14 protein-coding genes are annotated in these 13,593 nt (G+C 60.7%); all 14 read left to right on the top strand.

The genetic code is table 11. The annotated features are described in order from the left end of the window. Positions 1 to 2: 2 nt before the first annotated feature. Positions 3 to 578 (top strand): lipocalin family protein, encoded by a 576-nt coding sequence (locus tag UC34_RS24235; protein WP_237165192.1) that lies wholly within the window; start codon positions 3 to 5, stop codon positions 576 to 578. A gap of 212 nt (positions 579 to 790) precedes the next feature. Continuing rightward, positions 791 to 1,561, top strand: coding sequence for a ParA family protein (locus tag UC34_RS24230; RefSeq protein WP_044457497.1), 771 nt, complete (start codon positions 791 to 793; stop codon positions 1,559 to 1,561). A 27-nt stretch (positions 1,562 to 1,588) separates the two neighbouring features. After that, complete coding sequence (locus tag UC34_RS24225) at positions 1,589 to 2,488, top strand: ParB/RepB/Spo0J family partition protein (protein ID WP_044457496.1); 900 nt, start codon at positions 1,589 to 1,591, stop codon at positions 2,486 to 2,488. Between the two features lie 105 nt (positions 2,489 to 2,593). Then, the gene (locus UC34_RS24220; protein ID WP_044458635.1) at positions 2,594 to 3,709 is read left to right on the top strand and encodes an SLC13 family permease; all 1,116 of its coding nucleotides are present in this window, start codon (positions 2,594 to 2,596) and stop codon (positions 3,707 to 3,709) included. Positions 3,710 to 3,952: 243 nt separating this feature from the next. Then, positions 3,953 to 4,459 carry an ATP synthase subunit I gene (locus UC34_RS24215; RefSeq protein ID WP_044457495.1) on the top strand — a complete coding sequence of 169 codons (507 nt, stop codon included), beginning with the start codon at positions 3,953 to 3,955 and terminating at the stop codon, positions 4,457 to 4,459. A 69-nt stretch (positions 4,460 to 4,528) separates the two neighbouring features. After that, positions 4,529 to 5,377 (top strand): F0F1 ATP synthase subunit A, encoded by an 849-nt coding sequence (atpB, locus tag UC34_RS24210; RefSeq protein ID WP_044457494.1) that lies wholly within the window; start codon positions 4,529 to 4,531, stop codon positions 5,375 to 5,377. An 82-nt stretch (positions 5,378 to 5,459) separates the two neighbouring features. Continuing rightward, on the top strand, positions 5,460 to 5,726 hold the full coding sequence (atpE, locus tag UC34_RS24205; RefSeq protein ID WP_044457493.1) for a F0F1 ATP synthase subunit C: 267 nt from the start codon (positions 5,460 to 5,462) through the stop codon (positions 5,724 to 5,726). Between the two features lie 125 nt (positions 5,727 to 5,851). Continuing rightward, positions 5,852 to 6,322 carry a F0F1 ATP synthase subunit B gene (locus tag UC34_RS24200; protein WP_044457492.1) on the top strand — a complete coding sequence of 157 codons (471 nt, stop codon included), beginning with the start codon at positions 5,852 to 5,854 and terminating at the stop codon, positions 6,320 to 6,322. 2 nt (positions 6,323 to 6,324) lie between these two features. Then, on the top strand, positions 6,325 to 6,855 hold the full coding sequence (locus UC34_RS24195) for a F0F1 ATP synthase subunit delta (protein WP_044457491.1): 531 nt from the start codon (positions 6,325 to 6,327) through the stop codon (positions 6,853 to 6,855). Positions 6,856 to 6,905: 50 nt separating this feature from the next. Beyond that, positions 6,906 to 8,447: a F0F1 ATP synthase subunit alpha gene (atpA, locus tag UC34_RS24190; protein ID WP_044457490.1), complete on the top strand. Its 1,542-nt coding sequence runs from the start codon at positions 6,906 to 6,908 to the stop codon at positions 8,445 to 8,447. 88 nt (positions 8,448 to 8,535) lie between these two features. Beyond that, on the top strand, positions 8,536 to 9,423 hold the full coding sequence (gene atpG / locus UC34_RS24185; RefSeq protein ID WP_044457489.1) for a F0F1 ATP synthase subunit gamma: 888 nt from the start codon (positions 8,536 to 8,538) through the stop codon (positions 9,421 to 9,423). A 61-nt stretch (positions 9,424 to 9,484) separates the two neighbouring features. Further along, positions 9,485 to 10,876, top strand: a complete 1,392-nt coding sequence (gene atpD, locus UC34_RS24180) for a F0F1 ATP synthase subunit beta (protein ID WP_023598336.1) — start codon at positions 9,485 to 9,487, stop codon at positions 10,874 to 10,876. A 147-nt stretch (positions 10,877 to 11,023) separates the two neighbouring features. Continuing rightward, positions 11,024 to 11,440 carry a F0F1 ATP synthase subunit epsilon gene (locus UC34_RS24175; protein WP_044457488.1) on the top strand — a complete coding sequence of 139 codons (417 nt, stop codon included), beginning with the start codon at positions 11,024 to 11,026 and terminating at the stop codon, positions 11,438 to 11,440. A 407-nt stretch (positions 11,441 to 11,847) separates the two neighbouring features. Beyond that, positions 11,848 to 13,566 (top strand): AMP-binding protein, encoded by a 1,719-nt coding sequence (locus tag UC34_RS24170; protein ID WP_044457487.1) that lies wholly within the window; start codon positions 11,848 to 11,850, stop codon positions 13,564 to 13,566. Positions 13,567 to 13,593: the final 27 nt, after the last annotated feature.

The following is a 13,593-nucleotide window of genomic DNA, read 5'->3' as shown; positions in this document are numbered from 1 at the left end:
GAATGACTCGTTGGGCCGGCGCCGTGATGGTCGGATTGTCGGTGGTCGCCGCCGTGGCTTGGGCGCAATCCGGCCAGGAATCGCTGACCACGCGCGTGCGTCCCGTGCAGAAAATCGACAAGACGCGCTATGTCGGCACCTGGTATGAAATAGCACGCTATCCGAATTTCTTCGAGCGAAAATGTGTGTCGGACGTGACGGCTGAGTACGTCGCCCGGCCGGACGGCAACATCGACGTCACGAACAAATGCCGCAAGGAAGACGGCGCCTGGGCGAGCGATTCCGGCGTGGCGCGTACGGACGGGCAAGGCACCGGCACGGCACGCTTCAAAGTGACGTTTGCACCGGACTGGCTGCGCTGGATTCCCTGGCTTTGGGCGAACTACTGGGTTATCGTGCTCGACGGTGACTATCAGTATGCCGCTGTTGGGGAACCGAGCCGCGAGTATCTCTGGATCCTCTCGCGCACCCCGAAGATCGACGACGACACACTGAATCAAATGCGGGCGCAATTGCGCAAGCAAGGTTACGACACCGACAAGCTGGTGTTGACACCCCAGAAGGCGAGCGCGCCCTGAGCACCACGCGCCGGCAATTTCAGGTCGGCAGGCAGGTTGAAACAGGTAATAACTGAGCTTTACTCAGATAATCGAATTAACGGGATGTGTGTCCGCCACGGGCGAAAATTTGATCGTCTCGTGGTCGTTATCCGTGACGCCCGAGCGCACGCATCCCGGCATCATCTGCACCAATCGCATCAACACGGCAGCAATCGGAGGACTACATCGGCATGGCGAAAATTTTCTGCGTGGCCAATCAGAAGGGCGGCGTCGGCAAGACGACCACCACGGTGAACCTCGCTGCCGGACTGGCGTCGCACGGGCAGCGTGTCTTGTTGGTCGACCTCGATCCGCAAGGCAACGCGACGATGGGCAGCGGTATCGACAAGGCCTCGCTCGAGACGAGCGTCTACGAGGTGCTGGTCGACGGCATCGACGTGAGCACGAGCGCGCAGCGTTCGGAGACGGGCAACTACGATGTGCTGCCCGCCAATCGCGAACTGGCGGGTGCGGACGTCGAACTCGTCTCGCTGGAGAATCGCGACACGCGTCTGAAGCAAGCGCTGGAGAAGGTCGACGGCGAGTATGACTTCGTGCTCATCGACTGCCCGCCAACACTTTCGCTGCTGACCCTGAACGGGTTGTGCGCCGCCCATGGCGTCATCATTCCGATGCAGTGCGAGTATTTCGCGCTTGAAGGACTGTCCGACCTCGTCAACACGATCAAGCAGGTGCACGCGAATCTGAACCGTGATCTCAAGGTGATCGGTCTGTTGCGCGTGATGTTCGATCCGCGCATCACGCTGCAGCAACAGGTCTCGGAGCAATTGAAGTCGCACTTCGGCGACAAGGTTTTCAACGCGATCATTCCGCGTAATGTGCGACTCGCCGAAGCGCCGAGCTACGGCATGCCGGGCGTCGTCTTCGATCCCGCGTCGCGCGGTGCGAGGGCGTACCTGGACTTCGGCGCGGAAATGATCGCGCGCATTCAAACTATGTAAGGCGCATTCGCGCAGGAACGCATTGTCATGGCGACCAAGACCAACGCACTGAAAAAAAAGGGCCTGGGCCGCGGCCTCGAAGCGCTGCTGGGCGCCCACGCCGATAACCATAACGGCGCCGCGCAAGCGGGCGCCGACGGCACGCCCTCGGTGATGGCGCTCGAACGCCTTCAGGCCGGTAAGTATCAACCGCGTACCCGCATGGATGAAGGGGCGTTGCAGGAACTCGCCGCGAGCATCCGCGCGCAAGGGCTGATGCAGCCGATTCTGGTGCGGCGTGTCGATGGTGAGAAGTACGAAATTATTGCCGGTGAGCGACGCTTTCGCGCGGCACGCATCGCCGGACTCTCCGAAGTGCCGGTGCTGGTGCGCGACGTCCCCGATGAAGCGGCCGCTGCGATGGCGCTCATCGAGAATATTCAGCGCGAAGACCTGAATCCGCTTGAGGAAGCGCAGGGCATTCAACGGCTGCTCGGCGAATTCAATTACACGCATGAGCAAGCGGCGGAATCGCTCGGCCGCTCGCGTAGCGCGGTGTCGAACCTGCTGCGCCTGCTCAATCTCGCCCACCCGGTGCAAACGATGTTGCTCGCAGGCGATCTCGATATGGGCCACGCCCGCGCGTTGCTATCCGTCGATGCTGCCACGCAGATCACGCTGGCGAATCAGGTCGTGAACAAGCGACTGTCGGTGCGCGACACGGAGCGTATCGTGAACGCCTCGCTCAAGCCTCAAGGTGACGGCATTCGCCGTCGCTCGGCGGAAGAGGGCGGTCGCGACGTCACACGCCTCGAAGAGGAACTGTCGGATCTGCTTGCCTCGAACGTCAAGATCAAGGTCGGCCGCAAGGGCGCCGGACAACTGATGATCGAGTTCGGTAGCCTCGATGCGCTCGATGGTATTCTTGCGCGCATTCGCGCGGAATAATTTCGGCGTCCTGATGATACTGTCGTGAGCCATCCGGCCGGTGATCCGGTGGAAAGTTCAGGCCCCACGAAAACGACGTCTCGCGCGAGCGTCGCGTCGCGCGCCGTGCGTGCGTTGCATGTGACCTACGAGCGCGTGCGCGGCGATCGCGTGTTGCTCATTTTGCTCGCGGTGTTCGTCATACTGCAGATTGCGAAACCCGCGAGCCTTGGCGAACTGTTCACGCGCATTGATCGGCACACGATCCTCACGCTCGCAGGTTTGCTCATGCTCACGCGCGCCATCGATCAGAGCGGTTTTCTCGATTGGCTCGCGCAACGCTTGCTTCGCGCGTTTCGCACCGAGCGCCGCCTCGCCTTGCTGATGGTGACGTTCGCCGCGGCGCTTTCCACGCTGCTGACCAACGACGTGGCGCTGTTCGCGGTCGTTCCACTCGCGCAGTCGCTCGCACGCATCGCGCCGGTCCGCATCGAGCGCCTCATCATCTTTCTTGCGCTGGCCGTCAACGCCGGCTCGAGTCTCACCCCGCTCGGCAATCCCCAGAACCTCTTCCTCTGGCAGCAAAGCGGCATGGGCTTCGGCGCCTACGTTCTCATGATGACGCCCATCACCCTCGCGCTCATGGCGATGCTGCTCGCAGTGTGTGCGTTCGCATTCGATTCGCGAACATTGCATTTTCAGCGACAGGGGCCGAAACATGACGTGCGCTGGCCGCTGCTTTGGATTTCACTGGCGCTGTTCGTCGTTTTCGTGACGCTGGCCGATCACGGCTTCGCCGCCTGGGCGTGCGCCGGCGTAGCCGCCGTGCTGATCGTTGCGCGGCGCAATGCCGTGCTCGGCATCGACTGGCTGTTGCTCGCGATCTTCGTGCTGATGTTCGTCGTGTTGCGCGGCGTGGCCGGACTGACGGAAGTTCGTGCCGCGCTCGGGCACTTCGATTTCTCGCAAGGACCGATGGCCTACGGTGGGGCGGCGGTCTTGTCACAATTCATCAGTAATGTTCCGGCTGCGATTCTGCTCGCGGAGTACTCGCAGAACTGGCCGGCGCTCGCCCTTGGCGTTGCGGTCGGGGGTTTCGGACTGGCCGTCGGGTCGCTGGCCAACCTGATCGCGTTGCGCATGGCGAAATCCGAGCGAATCTGGTGGCGCTTTCATTACCTTTCCGTCCCGTTTTATCTGATGGCACTGCTAATCGGGTTCATTGCACTGAAATGGGTCTGAACGCGCACGGAACGCAGGCCTGCTGCGGGGAATGTGCGGCGTTTGCGCGTAATGTCGCGCTGCACCATGAGGGAAATTGCACTCCGTGAGAGTTGGCGCCAAATCGAAGCATGCACTGTGCAGTTTCGGCGAATTTGTTGCGCGTTTAGATTGACTGGCCTTCGTAATTTCCCGTAAAATCTCGCGGGTTTAACTGCTTGAAGAGCCCATTCGTTTGTACGAGTCGGGCGGGGAGGCTGCGAGATGACCGAGAAATCACGGTCGAACTTCGAACCCGAACCGCAAGCGCCGGCACGTGCAGCATACGAGGCTTGGGACGACGAGCAGGAGCAGGAAAAACCTATCGTTCCACTCACGCGTGCGCAGGCTGAGCGCCTGTTCGGTCCCGATGTGGGGCGCGCGTCAAGTGTGACTCCATTCAGGGTGGTGGGAGCCCAGGTACTGCTGTCGCTGGTAGCGACGCTGGCCTGGTGGCTACTGTCGGCATCGCCACGAGACGCGGCGTTGTCTGCATGGCTGGGTGGAATGATCGGTTGGATCCCGGGCGCGCTGTTTGCGCTTCGGCTAAGAATTTCAGGTGATCGTGTCTCCGTCGGTTCGTTGGTGACGGGAGAGGCGATCAAGGTAGCAACGACGATTGCGTTATTGGTGGCGGTGGCGTACGGATTTCCAGGAGTTCACTGGATCGCGCTTCTGATCACCTTCGTGCTCACGCTCAAAGTCTATTGGCTTGCGATGGCACTGAAGTAGCGGTGGAAAACCGCTCACGCGTCGACACGCTACCGTGTGCGGATTTTCATAATTGGGTGTTTGATCGCTATGTCAGTAGAAGCCGGCCACGCTCCGAACCCGTCGGAGTACATTTCGCACCACCTGCAAAACCTCGCGAGCTCGACGCAGACCAGCATCGTCGATTTCTCGATCATCAACTGGGACACGATGTTCTGGTCGGTCGCGATGGGCGTTCTGGGCTGCTTCATTCTGTGGATGGCGGCACGTAAGGCCACCGCAGGCGTGCCGGGCCGTTTTCAGGCAGCGGTCGAAATGCTCGTGGAAATGGTCGAAGACCAGTCGAAGAGCATCGTGCACGGCAATCGCGCTTTCATCGCCCCGCTGGCGCTGACCGTTTTCGTCTGGGTCACGCTGATGAACTCGCTGGACTTGCTGCCGGTCGATCTGCCGTCGAAGGTGATCGAATGGGTGGGTCTGGGTTCCATCATCACGCATCACCGCATTGTGCCGACGGCCGACCTTAACGGCACGCTCGGTATCTCCGTCGGCGTGCTCATTCTGATGCTGTTCTACAGCTTCAAGATCAAGGGCACGGGCGGCTTCATGCACGAGCTGTTCACCGCACCGTTCGGCAACCACTTCCTGCTGTGGATCCCGAACCTGCTGCTCAACATCATCGAATTCTGTGCCAAGACCGTGTCGCTCGGTATGCGACTGTTCGGCAATATGTACGCCGGCGAACTGGTGTTCCTGTTGATCGCCTTGCTGGGCGGTATCTGGAGCTTTGGCGCAGATGCGTCGGTGCTGGGTTTTGTCGGCCACGTCATTGCCGGCACCGCATGGGCGATTTTCCACATCCTGATCGTGCTGCTCCAGGCGTTCATCATGATGATGCTGACGCTGGTGTATATCGGCCAGGCGCACGACCATCACTGATCGGTTGTCGCGGAAGCAACGTTTTTCGGTTTTTCAGTTTTTCAAATTTAAAGTTTCAAGTCTCTAACCAAAAGGAGTAATCATGCAAGCTTTCATCGCCAACATCCAGGGTCTGACCGCCATTGCTATCGGCATCATCATCGGTCTGGGTGCTATCGGCGCCTGTCTGGGTATCGCGCTGATGGGCGGTAAGTACATCGAAGCGTGCGCCCGTCAGCCCGAGCTGATGAACCCGCTGCAAACGAAGATGTTCCTGCTGGCCGGCCTGATCGACGCTGCATTCCTGATCGGTGTGGGCGTTGCCATGCTGTTCGCCTTCGCGAACCCGCTGCTGTCGCGCCTCGCCTAAGTTTCTTTCGGCCGGTTGCGCAATGACATGCGCGACCCACTGGACATGAACGGCGCGCCCAAGCCAGCTGGCACAATGGGGCGCGCTGTTTTGCCAATCGACTCGCATCACCGAAAGGAAACACCGTGAACATAAACGCAACTCTGTTCGCGCAAACCGTCGTGTTTCTGATCCTGGCATGGTTCACGATGAAGTTCGTGTGGCCGCCGCTGATCAAGGCTATCGACGAACGCGCGAAGAAAATCGCTGACGGTCTGGCTGCTGCCGATAAGGGCAAGGCCGAACTCGAAGCCGCCAACAAGCGCTCCACGCAAGCCCTCGCGGAAGCCCGCGACGAAGGCGCGAAGCGTATTGCCGACGCCGAGAAGCGTGCACTGGCCGTGGCCGAAGAGATCAAGACGCAGGCGCAAGCCGAAGCGGCTCGTATCATCGCCAATGCCAAGGCAGAAGCCGAGAATCAGGCCGTCAAGGTCCGTGAATCGCTGCGCGAAGACGTGGCTGGTCTGGCAGTGAAGGGTGCCGAGCAGATCCTGAAGCGTGAAATCGACGCCAAGGCCCACGCCGACCTGCTGAACCAACTCAAGGCAGAGCTCTGATCATGGCCGAACTCGCTACCATCGCTCGTCCGTATGCCGAAGCGTTGTTTCGCGTGGCCAAGTCCGGCGATCTGAATCGCTGGTCGCAGCTCGTGCGCGAACTGGCGCAAGTGGCAGCGCTGCCCGAAGTGGCCAATCTGGCCGACGATCCGAAGGTCGCCCCGTCGCAAGTCGTCGACGTGCTGACCGCTGCCGTGAAATCGACCGACGCCGAAGTGCGCAACTTCGTCGCCGCTGTGGTCGAGAACGGCCGTCTGGCTGCCATGCCGGAGATCGCCGAACAGTTCGAAGCGTTGAAGAACGCTGCTGCCGGTTCGGCAGACGCCACGATCGAAAGCGCCTTCCCGCTCGAAGGCGAGCAATTGACCTCGCTGGTCAAGGGCCTCGAGCACAAGTTCGGCTGCAAGCTCAACCCGAGCGTGACGGTAGATCCGTCGCTCATCGGCGGCGTGCGTGTGGTGGTTGGCGACGAGGTGCTGGACACTTCGGTGCGCGCCCGCCTGGCGGCTATGCGGACGTCGCTGACGGCCTGAGGCCGGCGCGAAACGCCTGCGACGGCAAGAATTGAATATCAGGAGCACATATGCAACTCAATCCCTCTGAAATCAGCGAACTGATCAAGAGCCGGATTCAAGGTCTCGATAGCGGCGCCGAAGTCCGTAACGAAGGCACCGTGATCTCGGTGACTGACGGCATCTGCCGCATTCACGGTCTGTCGGACGTGATGCAGGGCGAAATGCTCGAATTCCCGGGCAACACGTTTGGTCTGGCACTGAACCTCGAGCGCGACTCCGTCGGCGCCGTGATTCTGGGCGAGTACGAGCACATCTCGGAAGGCGATACCGTCAAGTGCACGGGCCGCATTCTGGAAGTGCCGGTCGGCCCGGAACTGAAGGGCCGTGTCGTTGATGCACTGGGCCAGCCGATCGACGGCAAGGGTCCGATCAACGCGAAGGAAACCGACGCCATCGAAAAGATCGCCCCGGGCGTGATCTGGCGTAAGTCGGTGTCGCAACCGCTGCAAACCGGTACGAAGGCTATCGACGCCATGGTGCCGATCGGCCGCGGCCAGCGTGAGCTCATCATTGGTGACCGTCAGACGGGTAAGACCGCTGTGGCCATCGACACGATCATTTCGCAGAAGGGCAAGGGCGTGACCTGCGTCTACGTCGCGATCGGCCAGAAGGCTTCGTCGATCATGAACGTGGTGCGCAAGCTCGAAGAGCACGGCGCGATGGAATACACGATCATCGTGACCGCCACCGCTTCGGACTCGGCCGCCATGCAGTTCATCGCACCGTACTCCGGTTGCACGATGGGCGAATACTTCCGCGATCGTGGCGAAGACGCGCTGATCATTTACGACGACTTGACCAAGCAAGCCTGGGCCTATCGTCAGATCTCGCTGCTGCTGCGCCGCCCGCCGGGCCGTGAAGCTTACCCGGGTGACGTGTTCTATCTGCACTCGCGTCTGCTCGAGCGTGCCGCACGCGTCTCGGAAGAGTACGTCGAGAAGTTCACCAACGGCGCTGTCAAGGGCCAGAGCGGCTCGCTGACGGCACTGCCGATCATTGAAACGCAAGCCGGTGACGTGACCGCATTCGTTCCGACGAACGTGATCTCGATTACCGACGGCCAGATCTTCCTGGAAACCGACCTGTTCAACGCAGGTATCCGCCCCGCAATCAACGCCGGTATTTCGGTGTCGCGCGTGGGTGGTGCAGCGCAGACGAAGGTCATCAAGAAGCTGTCGGGCGGTATTCGTACCGACCTCGCACAGTACCGTGAGCTCGCTGCGTTCGCGCAGTTCGCCTCGGATCTGGACGAAGCAACCCGCAAGCAGCTCGAGCGCGGTCGCCGCGTGACGGAACTGCTCAAGCAGCCGCAATTCGCGCCGCTGCAAGTGTGGGAGCTGGCCGTTTCGCTGTTCGCCGCCAACAACGGCTATCTGGACGATCTCGAAATCGCTCAGGTGCTGCCGTTCGAAAAGGGTCTGCGCGAAGTTCTGAAGACCAGCCACGGCGCACTCATCGGCCGTATCGAAGAGACCAAAGATCTCTCGAAGGACGACGAAGCTGCCTTGCACGCTGCGGTCAAGGACTTCAAGAAGACCGGCGCTTACTAATCCGGTTGAATCGGTAACTATTCAACGGACCCGGGAAGGCGCGATATTCAGGCAGCAACGAATGTCGCGCCGAGACAAGGAGTAAGCAATGGCTGGAATGAAGGAAATTCGCGGCAAGATCAAGAGCGTGCAAAACACGCGCAAGATCACCAAGGCCATGGAAATGGTGGCCGCGTCGAAGATGCGCAAGGCGCAGGAACGCATGCGTCATGCCCGGCCGTACGCTGACAAGGTGCGCCAGATCGCCGCGCATATGGGCCAGGCGAATCCGGAATACCACCACCCGTTCATGGTGAAGCATGCCGACGCAAAGGCGGCCGGCATCATCGTGGTGACGACGGACAAGGGCCTGTGCGGCGGCTTGAACACCAACGTGCTGCGTGCCGTGGTGACCAAGCTCAAGGAAATCGAAGCTCAGGGCCTGAAGATCGAGGCCACCGCGATTGGCGGCAAGGGCTTTGGCTTCCTGAACCGTATCGGCGCGAAGGTGGTTTCGCACGTTGTGCAACTGGGCGACACCCCGCACCTCGACAAGCTGATCGGCGCTGTGAAGTTGCAGCTCGACGCGTATGCCGAAGGCAAGCTCGATGCCGTGTACCTGGCTTACAACCGCTTCGTCAACACGATGAAGCAGGAAGCCGTGGTGGAGCAACTGCTGCCGCTGCCCGAGAAGCTGGAAGGCGAATCGGAAGACGCGAGCGCGGTGCCGGCACAGCATTCGTGGGACTACATCTACGAACCGGATGCGAAGACGGTCGTCGATGCCCTGCTGGTGCGTTATGTCGAAGCTGTCGTGTATCAGGCAGTCGCAGAGAACATGGCGTCGGAACAGTCCGCCCGCATGGTGGCCATGAAGGCCGCTTCGGATAATGCAAAGACCGTGATCGGTGAATTGCAGATGGTCTACAACAAGGGCCGTCAAGCAGCGATTACGAAGGAACTGTCCGAAATCGTGGGTGGCGCCGCCGCAGTGTAAGCGGTGGCACGGGCCGATGCGCCGTAAGGCGAAATGAATTTGAGTATCTAAAGGAAAAGCGATGAGTACTGCTTTGATTGAAGGCAAAATCGTACAGTGCATCGGCGCCGTTATCGACGTGGAATTCCCGCGCGACAGCATGCCGAAGATCTACGACGCGCTCACCATGGAAGGTTCGGAACTGACCCTCGAAGTCCAGCAGCAGCTGGGCGACGGCGTTGTCCGTACCATCTGTCTGGGTTCCTCCGAAGGCCTGCGCCGCGGGATGACGGTGCAAAACTCCGGTCTGCCGATCACGGTGCCGGTCGGTAAGCCGACGCTGGGCCGCATCATGGACGTGCTGGGTCGTCCGATCGACGAAGCCGGCCCGATCGCCAAGGATCACACCCGTTCGATCCACCAGAAGGCGCCGGCATTCGACGAGCTGTCGCCGTCGACGGAACTGCTCGAAACCGGTATCAAGGTTATCGATCTGATCTGCCCGTTCGCCAAGGGCGGCAAGGTGGGTCTGTTCGGTGGCGCCGGCGTGGGCAAGACCGTGAACATGATGGAACTCATCAATAACATCGCCAAGGAACACGGCGGTTATTCGGTGTTTGCCGGCGTGGGCGAGCGTACCCGTGAAGGGAACGACTTCTACCACGAAATGAAGGACTCGAACGTTCTGGACAAGGTTGCTCTGGTGTATGGCCAGATGAACGAGCCGCCGGGCAACCGTCTGCGCGTCGCGCTGACCGGTCTGACGATGGCAGAGCACTTCCGTGACGAAGGTCGCGACGTGCTGTTCTTCGTGGACAACATCTACCGTTTCACGCTGGCCGGCACCGAAGTGTCGGCACTGCTCGGCCGTATGCCGTCGGCCGTGGGCTATCAGCCGACGCTGGCTGAAGAAATGGGTAAGCTGCAAGAGCGTATTACGTCGACCAAGACCGGCTCGATCACGTCGGTGCAAGCCGTGTACGTGCCTGCCGATGACTTGACCGACCCGTCGCCGGCCACCACCTTCGGTCACTTGGACGCCACCGTCGTTCTGTCGCGTGACATCGCCTCGCTGGGTATCTACCCGGCAGTCGACCCGCTCGACTCGACCTCGCGTCAGATCGACCCGAACGTGATTGGCGAAGAGCACTACACGGTGACCCGTCGCGTGCAATCGACGCTGCAGCGTTACAAGGAACTGCGCGACATCATCGCCATTCTGGGCATGGACGAACTGTCGCCGGACGACAAGCTGGCCGTGGCCCGCGCGCGTAAGATTCAGCGTTTCCTGTCGCAGCCGTTCCACGTGGCAGAAGTGTTCACGGGCTCGCCGGGCAAGTACGTTCCGCTCAAGGAAACGATCCGCGGCTTCAAGATGATCGTCGACGGTGAGTGCGACCACCTGCCGGAGCAGGCGTTCTACATGGTTGGCACGATCGACGAAGCGTTCGAAAAAGCCAAGAAGATGCAGTAAACGGTTGAGTGCCGGGCGACGGCGGGGTCTCGCGAGAGACGCCACCGTATCCCGGCAGGTGACTGTTGCGGGGCGGGGTAGCGAAGCGAGGACAGCAATGTCCGGACCGGCGCGCCTGCCGCTTCATCACACTCAACGGGAGCGATTATGGCAACCATTCACGTAGACGTCGTCAGCGCGGAAGAGGAAATCTTCTCGGGTAAGGCGCGCTTTGTGGCGCTGCCCGGCGAAGCCGGCGAGCTGGGTATTTTGCCCGGCCACACGCCGCTGATCACGCGTATCAAGCCGGGTGCGGTCCGCATCGAGGACGAGGCAGGCAACGAGGACTTCGTCTTCGTGGCAGGCGGCATTCTCGAAGTGCAACCGGGCACGGTGACCGTGCTCGCCGACACCGCCATCCGCGGCAAGGATCTGGACGAAGCGAAGGCCATTGAAGCCAAGCGTCGTGCAGAAGAAGCATTGTCGAACAAAGAATCGAACATCGAATACGCAACTGCTCAGGCCGAACTGGCCGAAGCGATTGCACAGATCGCTGCGATTCAGAAACTGCGCAAGACGCGGTAAAGTCGTCGCTAACGGCGTGTGACGGCCTCGCGCCGCACGCTGTCGGACGATTCGCCGAGATGAACGTTTCGGACGTTCGTCGTAGTGCAGAGACAGCGAAGGCCCCATGCATGCAAGTGCGTGGGGCTTTTGTTTTCCCGGTCAGAATCCTGTCGCCACCAGTGTCGATGCGATGGCCGACACATGCCCGACTCAGGGCCATCCCCACTCCAAACGTCACTCAAATTACGTTAACGTAAACGTCAAGTCAGCATGACGCGCTATTGTTATGAACAGAGATTCGCGGTCGATATGGCACGTTAGCGACCGACAGGAAATCGCCGTCGTTGCCATCGCGGTCGTCGCCACCGCCGCCGTCGTCATGCAGCAGCAGTCACCACTTCAGCAGTGCTTCAGGAGACAAAAGCATGGAAAGTCGGGAAGGTGCGGGCGTTGTACCTCGTAATGGACTGTCGTATGTGAAGGGTGATACCAACGTACCGCTTTCGACGTTGACGGTATTCGGGTTGCTCGCCGAGACGGCGGCGAAGTTTCCGGAGCGGCAGGCCGTCGTATTTCGCGAGCAGGGCGTGGACTGGACGTGGCGCGAGTTCATCGCGCACGTGGACACCTTTGCCGCTGGCTTGATTTCCCTCGGTCTGAAGAAGGGGGACCGCGTCGGGATCTGGTCGCCGAACCGCGTCGAGTGGCTGGTGACGCAATTCGCAACCGCACGCGTCGGATTGATTCTCGTGAATATCAATCCCGCCTACCGCATGGCGGAGCTTGAGTACGCGCTCAACAAGGTCGGCTGCAAGGCGCTGGTGGCGGCGGAGTCGTTCAAGACGTCGCGCTACCTCGACATGCTCAACGTGTTGGCCCCGGAACTGGCAACGTGCGCGCCCGGGCAACTTCAGTCGGAGAAATTCCCGACGCTGCGCACCATCATTCGCATGGGCGAGCATACGACGCCCGGCATGATGAATTTCAGCGACATCGTGACGCTTGGCGCGGACGCCAACCTTGACGAACTGCGCCGCATCTCCGATGGACTCGATTGCTTCGATCCCATCAACATTCAATTCACGAGCGGCACGACCGGCAACCCGAAAGGCGCGACGCTCACGCACCACAATATCGTCAATAACGGTCGGTTCATCGCCATGGCGATGCGCTTTTCCGAGCATGACAGCTTGTGCATTCCGGTGCCGTTCTATCACTGTTTCGGCATGGTGCTGGCCGTGCTCGCGTGCGTATCGACCGGCGCCACGATGGTGTTCCCCGGCGAAGCGTTCGATCCGAAGGCCACCATGGCGGCCGTCTCCGAGGAAAGCTGCACGGCGTTGCATGGCGTGCCGACGATGTTCATCGCACAGCTCGATCATCCGGAGTTCGGCAACTATCATTTCGACACGCTGCGCACAGGCATCATGGCCGGCTCGCCGTGCCCCATCGAGACAATGAAGCGCGTGATCGACCAGATGCACATGAGCGAAGTGACCATCGCTTACGGCATGACGGAGACGAGCCCGGTGTCGTTCCAGACGACGACGACCGATCCGCTCGAAAAGCGTGTGACCACGGTCGGGCGCGTGCAGCCACACCTCGAAGTCAAACTCGTCGATGCTGCGGGCGAGATCGTGCCGGTGGGCGAGAAGGGCGAACTTTGCACGAAGGGCTACTCGGTGATGCAGGGCTATTGGGACGACGAGCCGCGCACGCGCGAAGCGATCCGCGATGGCTGGATGCACACCGGCGATCTGGCGACGATCGACGAGCAGGGGTACTGCAACATCGTCGGTCGGGTGAAGGACATGCTCATTCGCGGCGGCGAAAACATCTATCCGCGTGAGATCGAGGAGTTCCTGTTCCGTCATCCGAAAGTGCAGGCCGTGCAGGTATTCGGTGTGCCGGACGCGAAGTACGGCGAGGAAGTCTGCGCCTGGATCATCCTCAAGCCCGGGCAGCAGGCCACGGAGGACGATATCCGCGCGTTCTGCAAGGACCAGATCGCGCATTACAAGATTCCGCGCTACATCCGGTTCGTGGACGAGATGCCGATGACCGTGACGGGCAAGGTGCAGAAGTTCATCATGCGCGAACAAATGGTCGAGTCGCTGGGGCTGCAGGAAGAAAAGACCGCCTGAGCGGACGGCAACGACGTCGCGCAAATG

It is taken from the genome of Pandoraea vervacti, from assembly GCF_000934605.2.
In the GTDB taxonomy this organism is placed as follows: Bacteria; Pseudomonadota; Gammaproteobacteria; order Burkholderiales; family Burkholderiaceae; genus Pandoraea; species Pandoraea vervacti.
This window is presented reverse-complemented; position numbering and strand designations above follow the sequence as displayed.

What these genes read in the sequence shown, in the direction of transcription:
- atpA (WP_044457490.1), top strand. Translation starts at nt 6,906, where the DNA reads ATGCAACTCAATCCCTCTGAAATCAGCGAACTGATCAAGAGCCGGATT.
- UC34_RS24230 (WP_044457497.1), top strand. Translation starts at nt 791, where the DNA reads ATGGCGAAAATTTTCTGCGTGGCCAATCAGAAGGGCGGCGTCGGCAAG.
- UC34_RS24170 (WP_044457487.1), top strand. Translation starts at nt 11,848, where the DNA reads ATGGAAAGTCGGGAAGGTGCGGGCGTTGTACCTCGTAATGGACTGTCG.
- UC34_RS24235 (WP_237165192.1), top strand. Translation starts at nt 3, where the DNA reads ATGACTCGTTGGGCCGGCGCCGTGATGGTCGGATTGTCGGTGGTCGCC.
- UC34_RS24195 (WP_044457491.1), top strand. Translation starts at nt 6,325, where the DNA reads ATGGCCGAACTCGCTACCATCGCTCGTCCGTATGCCGAAGCGTTGTTT.
- atpD (WP_023598336.1), top strand. Translation starts at nt 9,485, where the DNA reads ATGAGTACTGCTTTGATTGAAGGCAAAATCGTACAGTGCATCGGCGCC.
- atpG (WP_044457489.1), top strand. Translation starts at nt 8,536, where the DNA reads ATGGCTGGAATGAAGGAAATTCGCGGCAAGATCAAGAGCGTGCAAAAC.
- atpB (WP_044457494.1), top strand. Translation starts at nt 4,529, where the DNA reads ATGTCAGTAGAAGCCGGCCACGCTCCGAACCCGTCGGAGTACATTTCG.
- UC34_RS24215 (WP_044457495.1), top strand. Translation starts at nt 3,953, where the DNA reads ATGACCGAGAAATCACGGTCGAACTTCGAACCCGAACCGCAAGCGCCG.
- atpE (WP_044457493.1), top strand. Translation starts at nt 5,460, where the DNA reads ATGCAAGCTTTCATCGCCAACATCCAGGGTCTGACCGCCATTGCTATC.
- UC34_RS24225 (WP_044457496.1), top strand. Translation starts at nt 1,589, where the DNA reads ATGGCGACCAAGACCAACGCACTGAAAAAAAAGGGCCTGGGCCGCGGC.
- UC34_RS24175 (WP_044457488.1), top strand. Translation starts at nt 11,024, where the DNA reads ATGGCAACCATTCACGTAGACGTCGTCAGCGCGGAAGAGGAAATCTTC.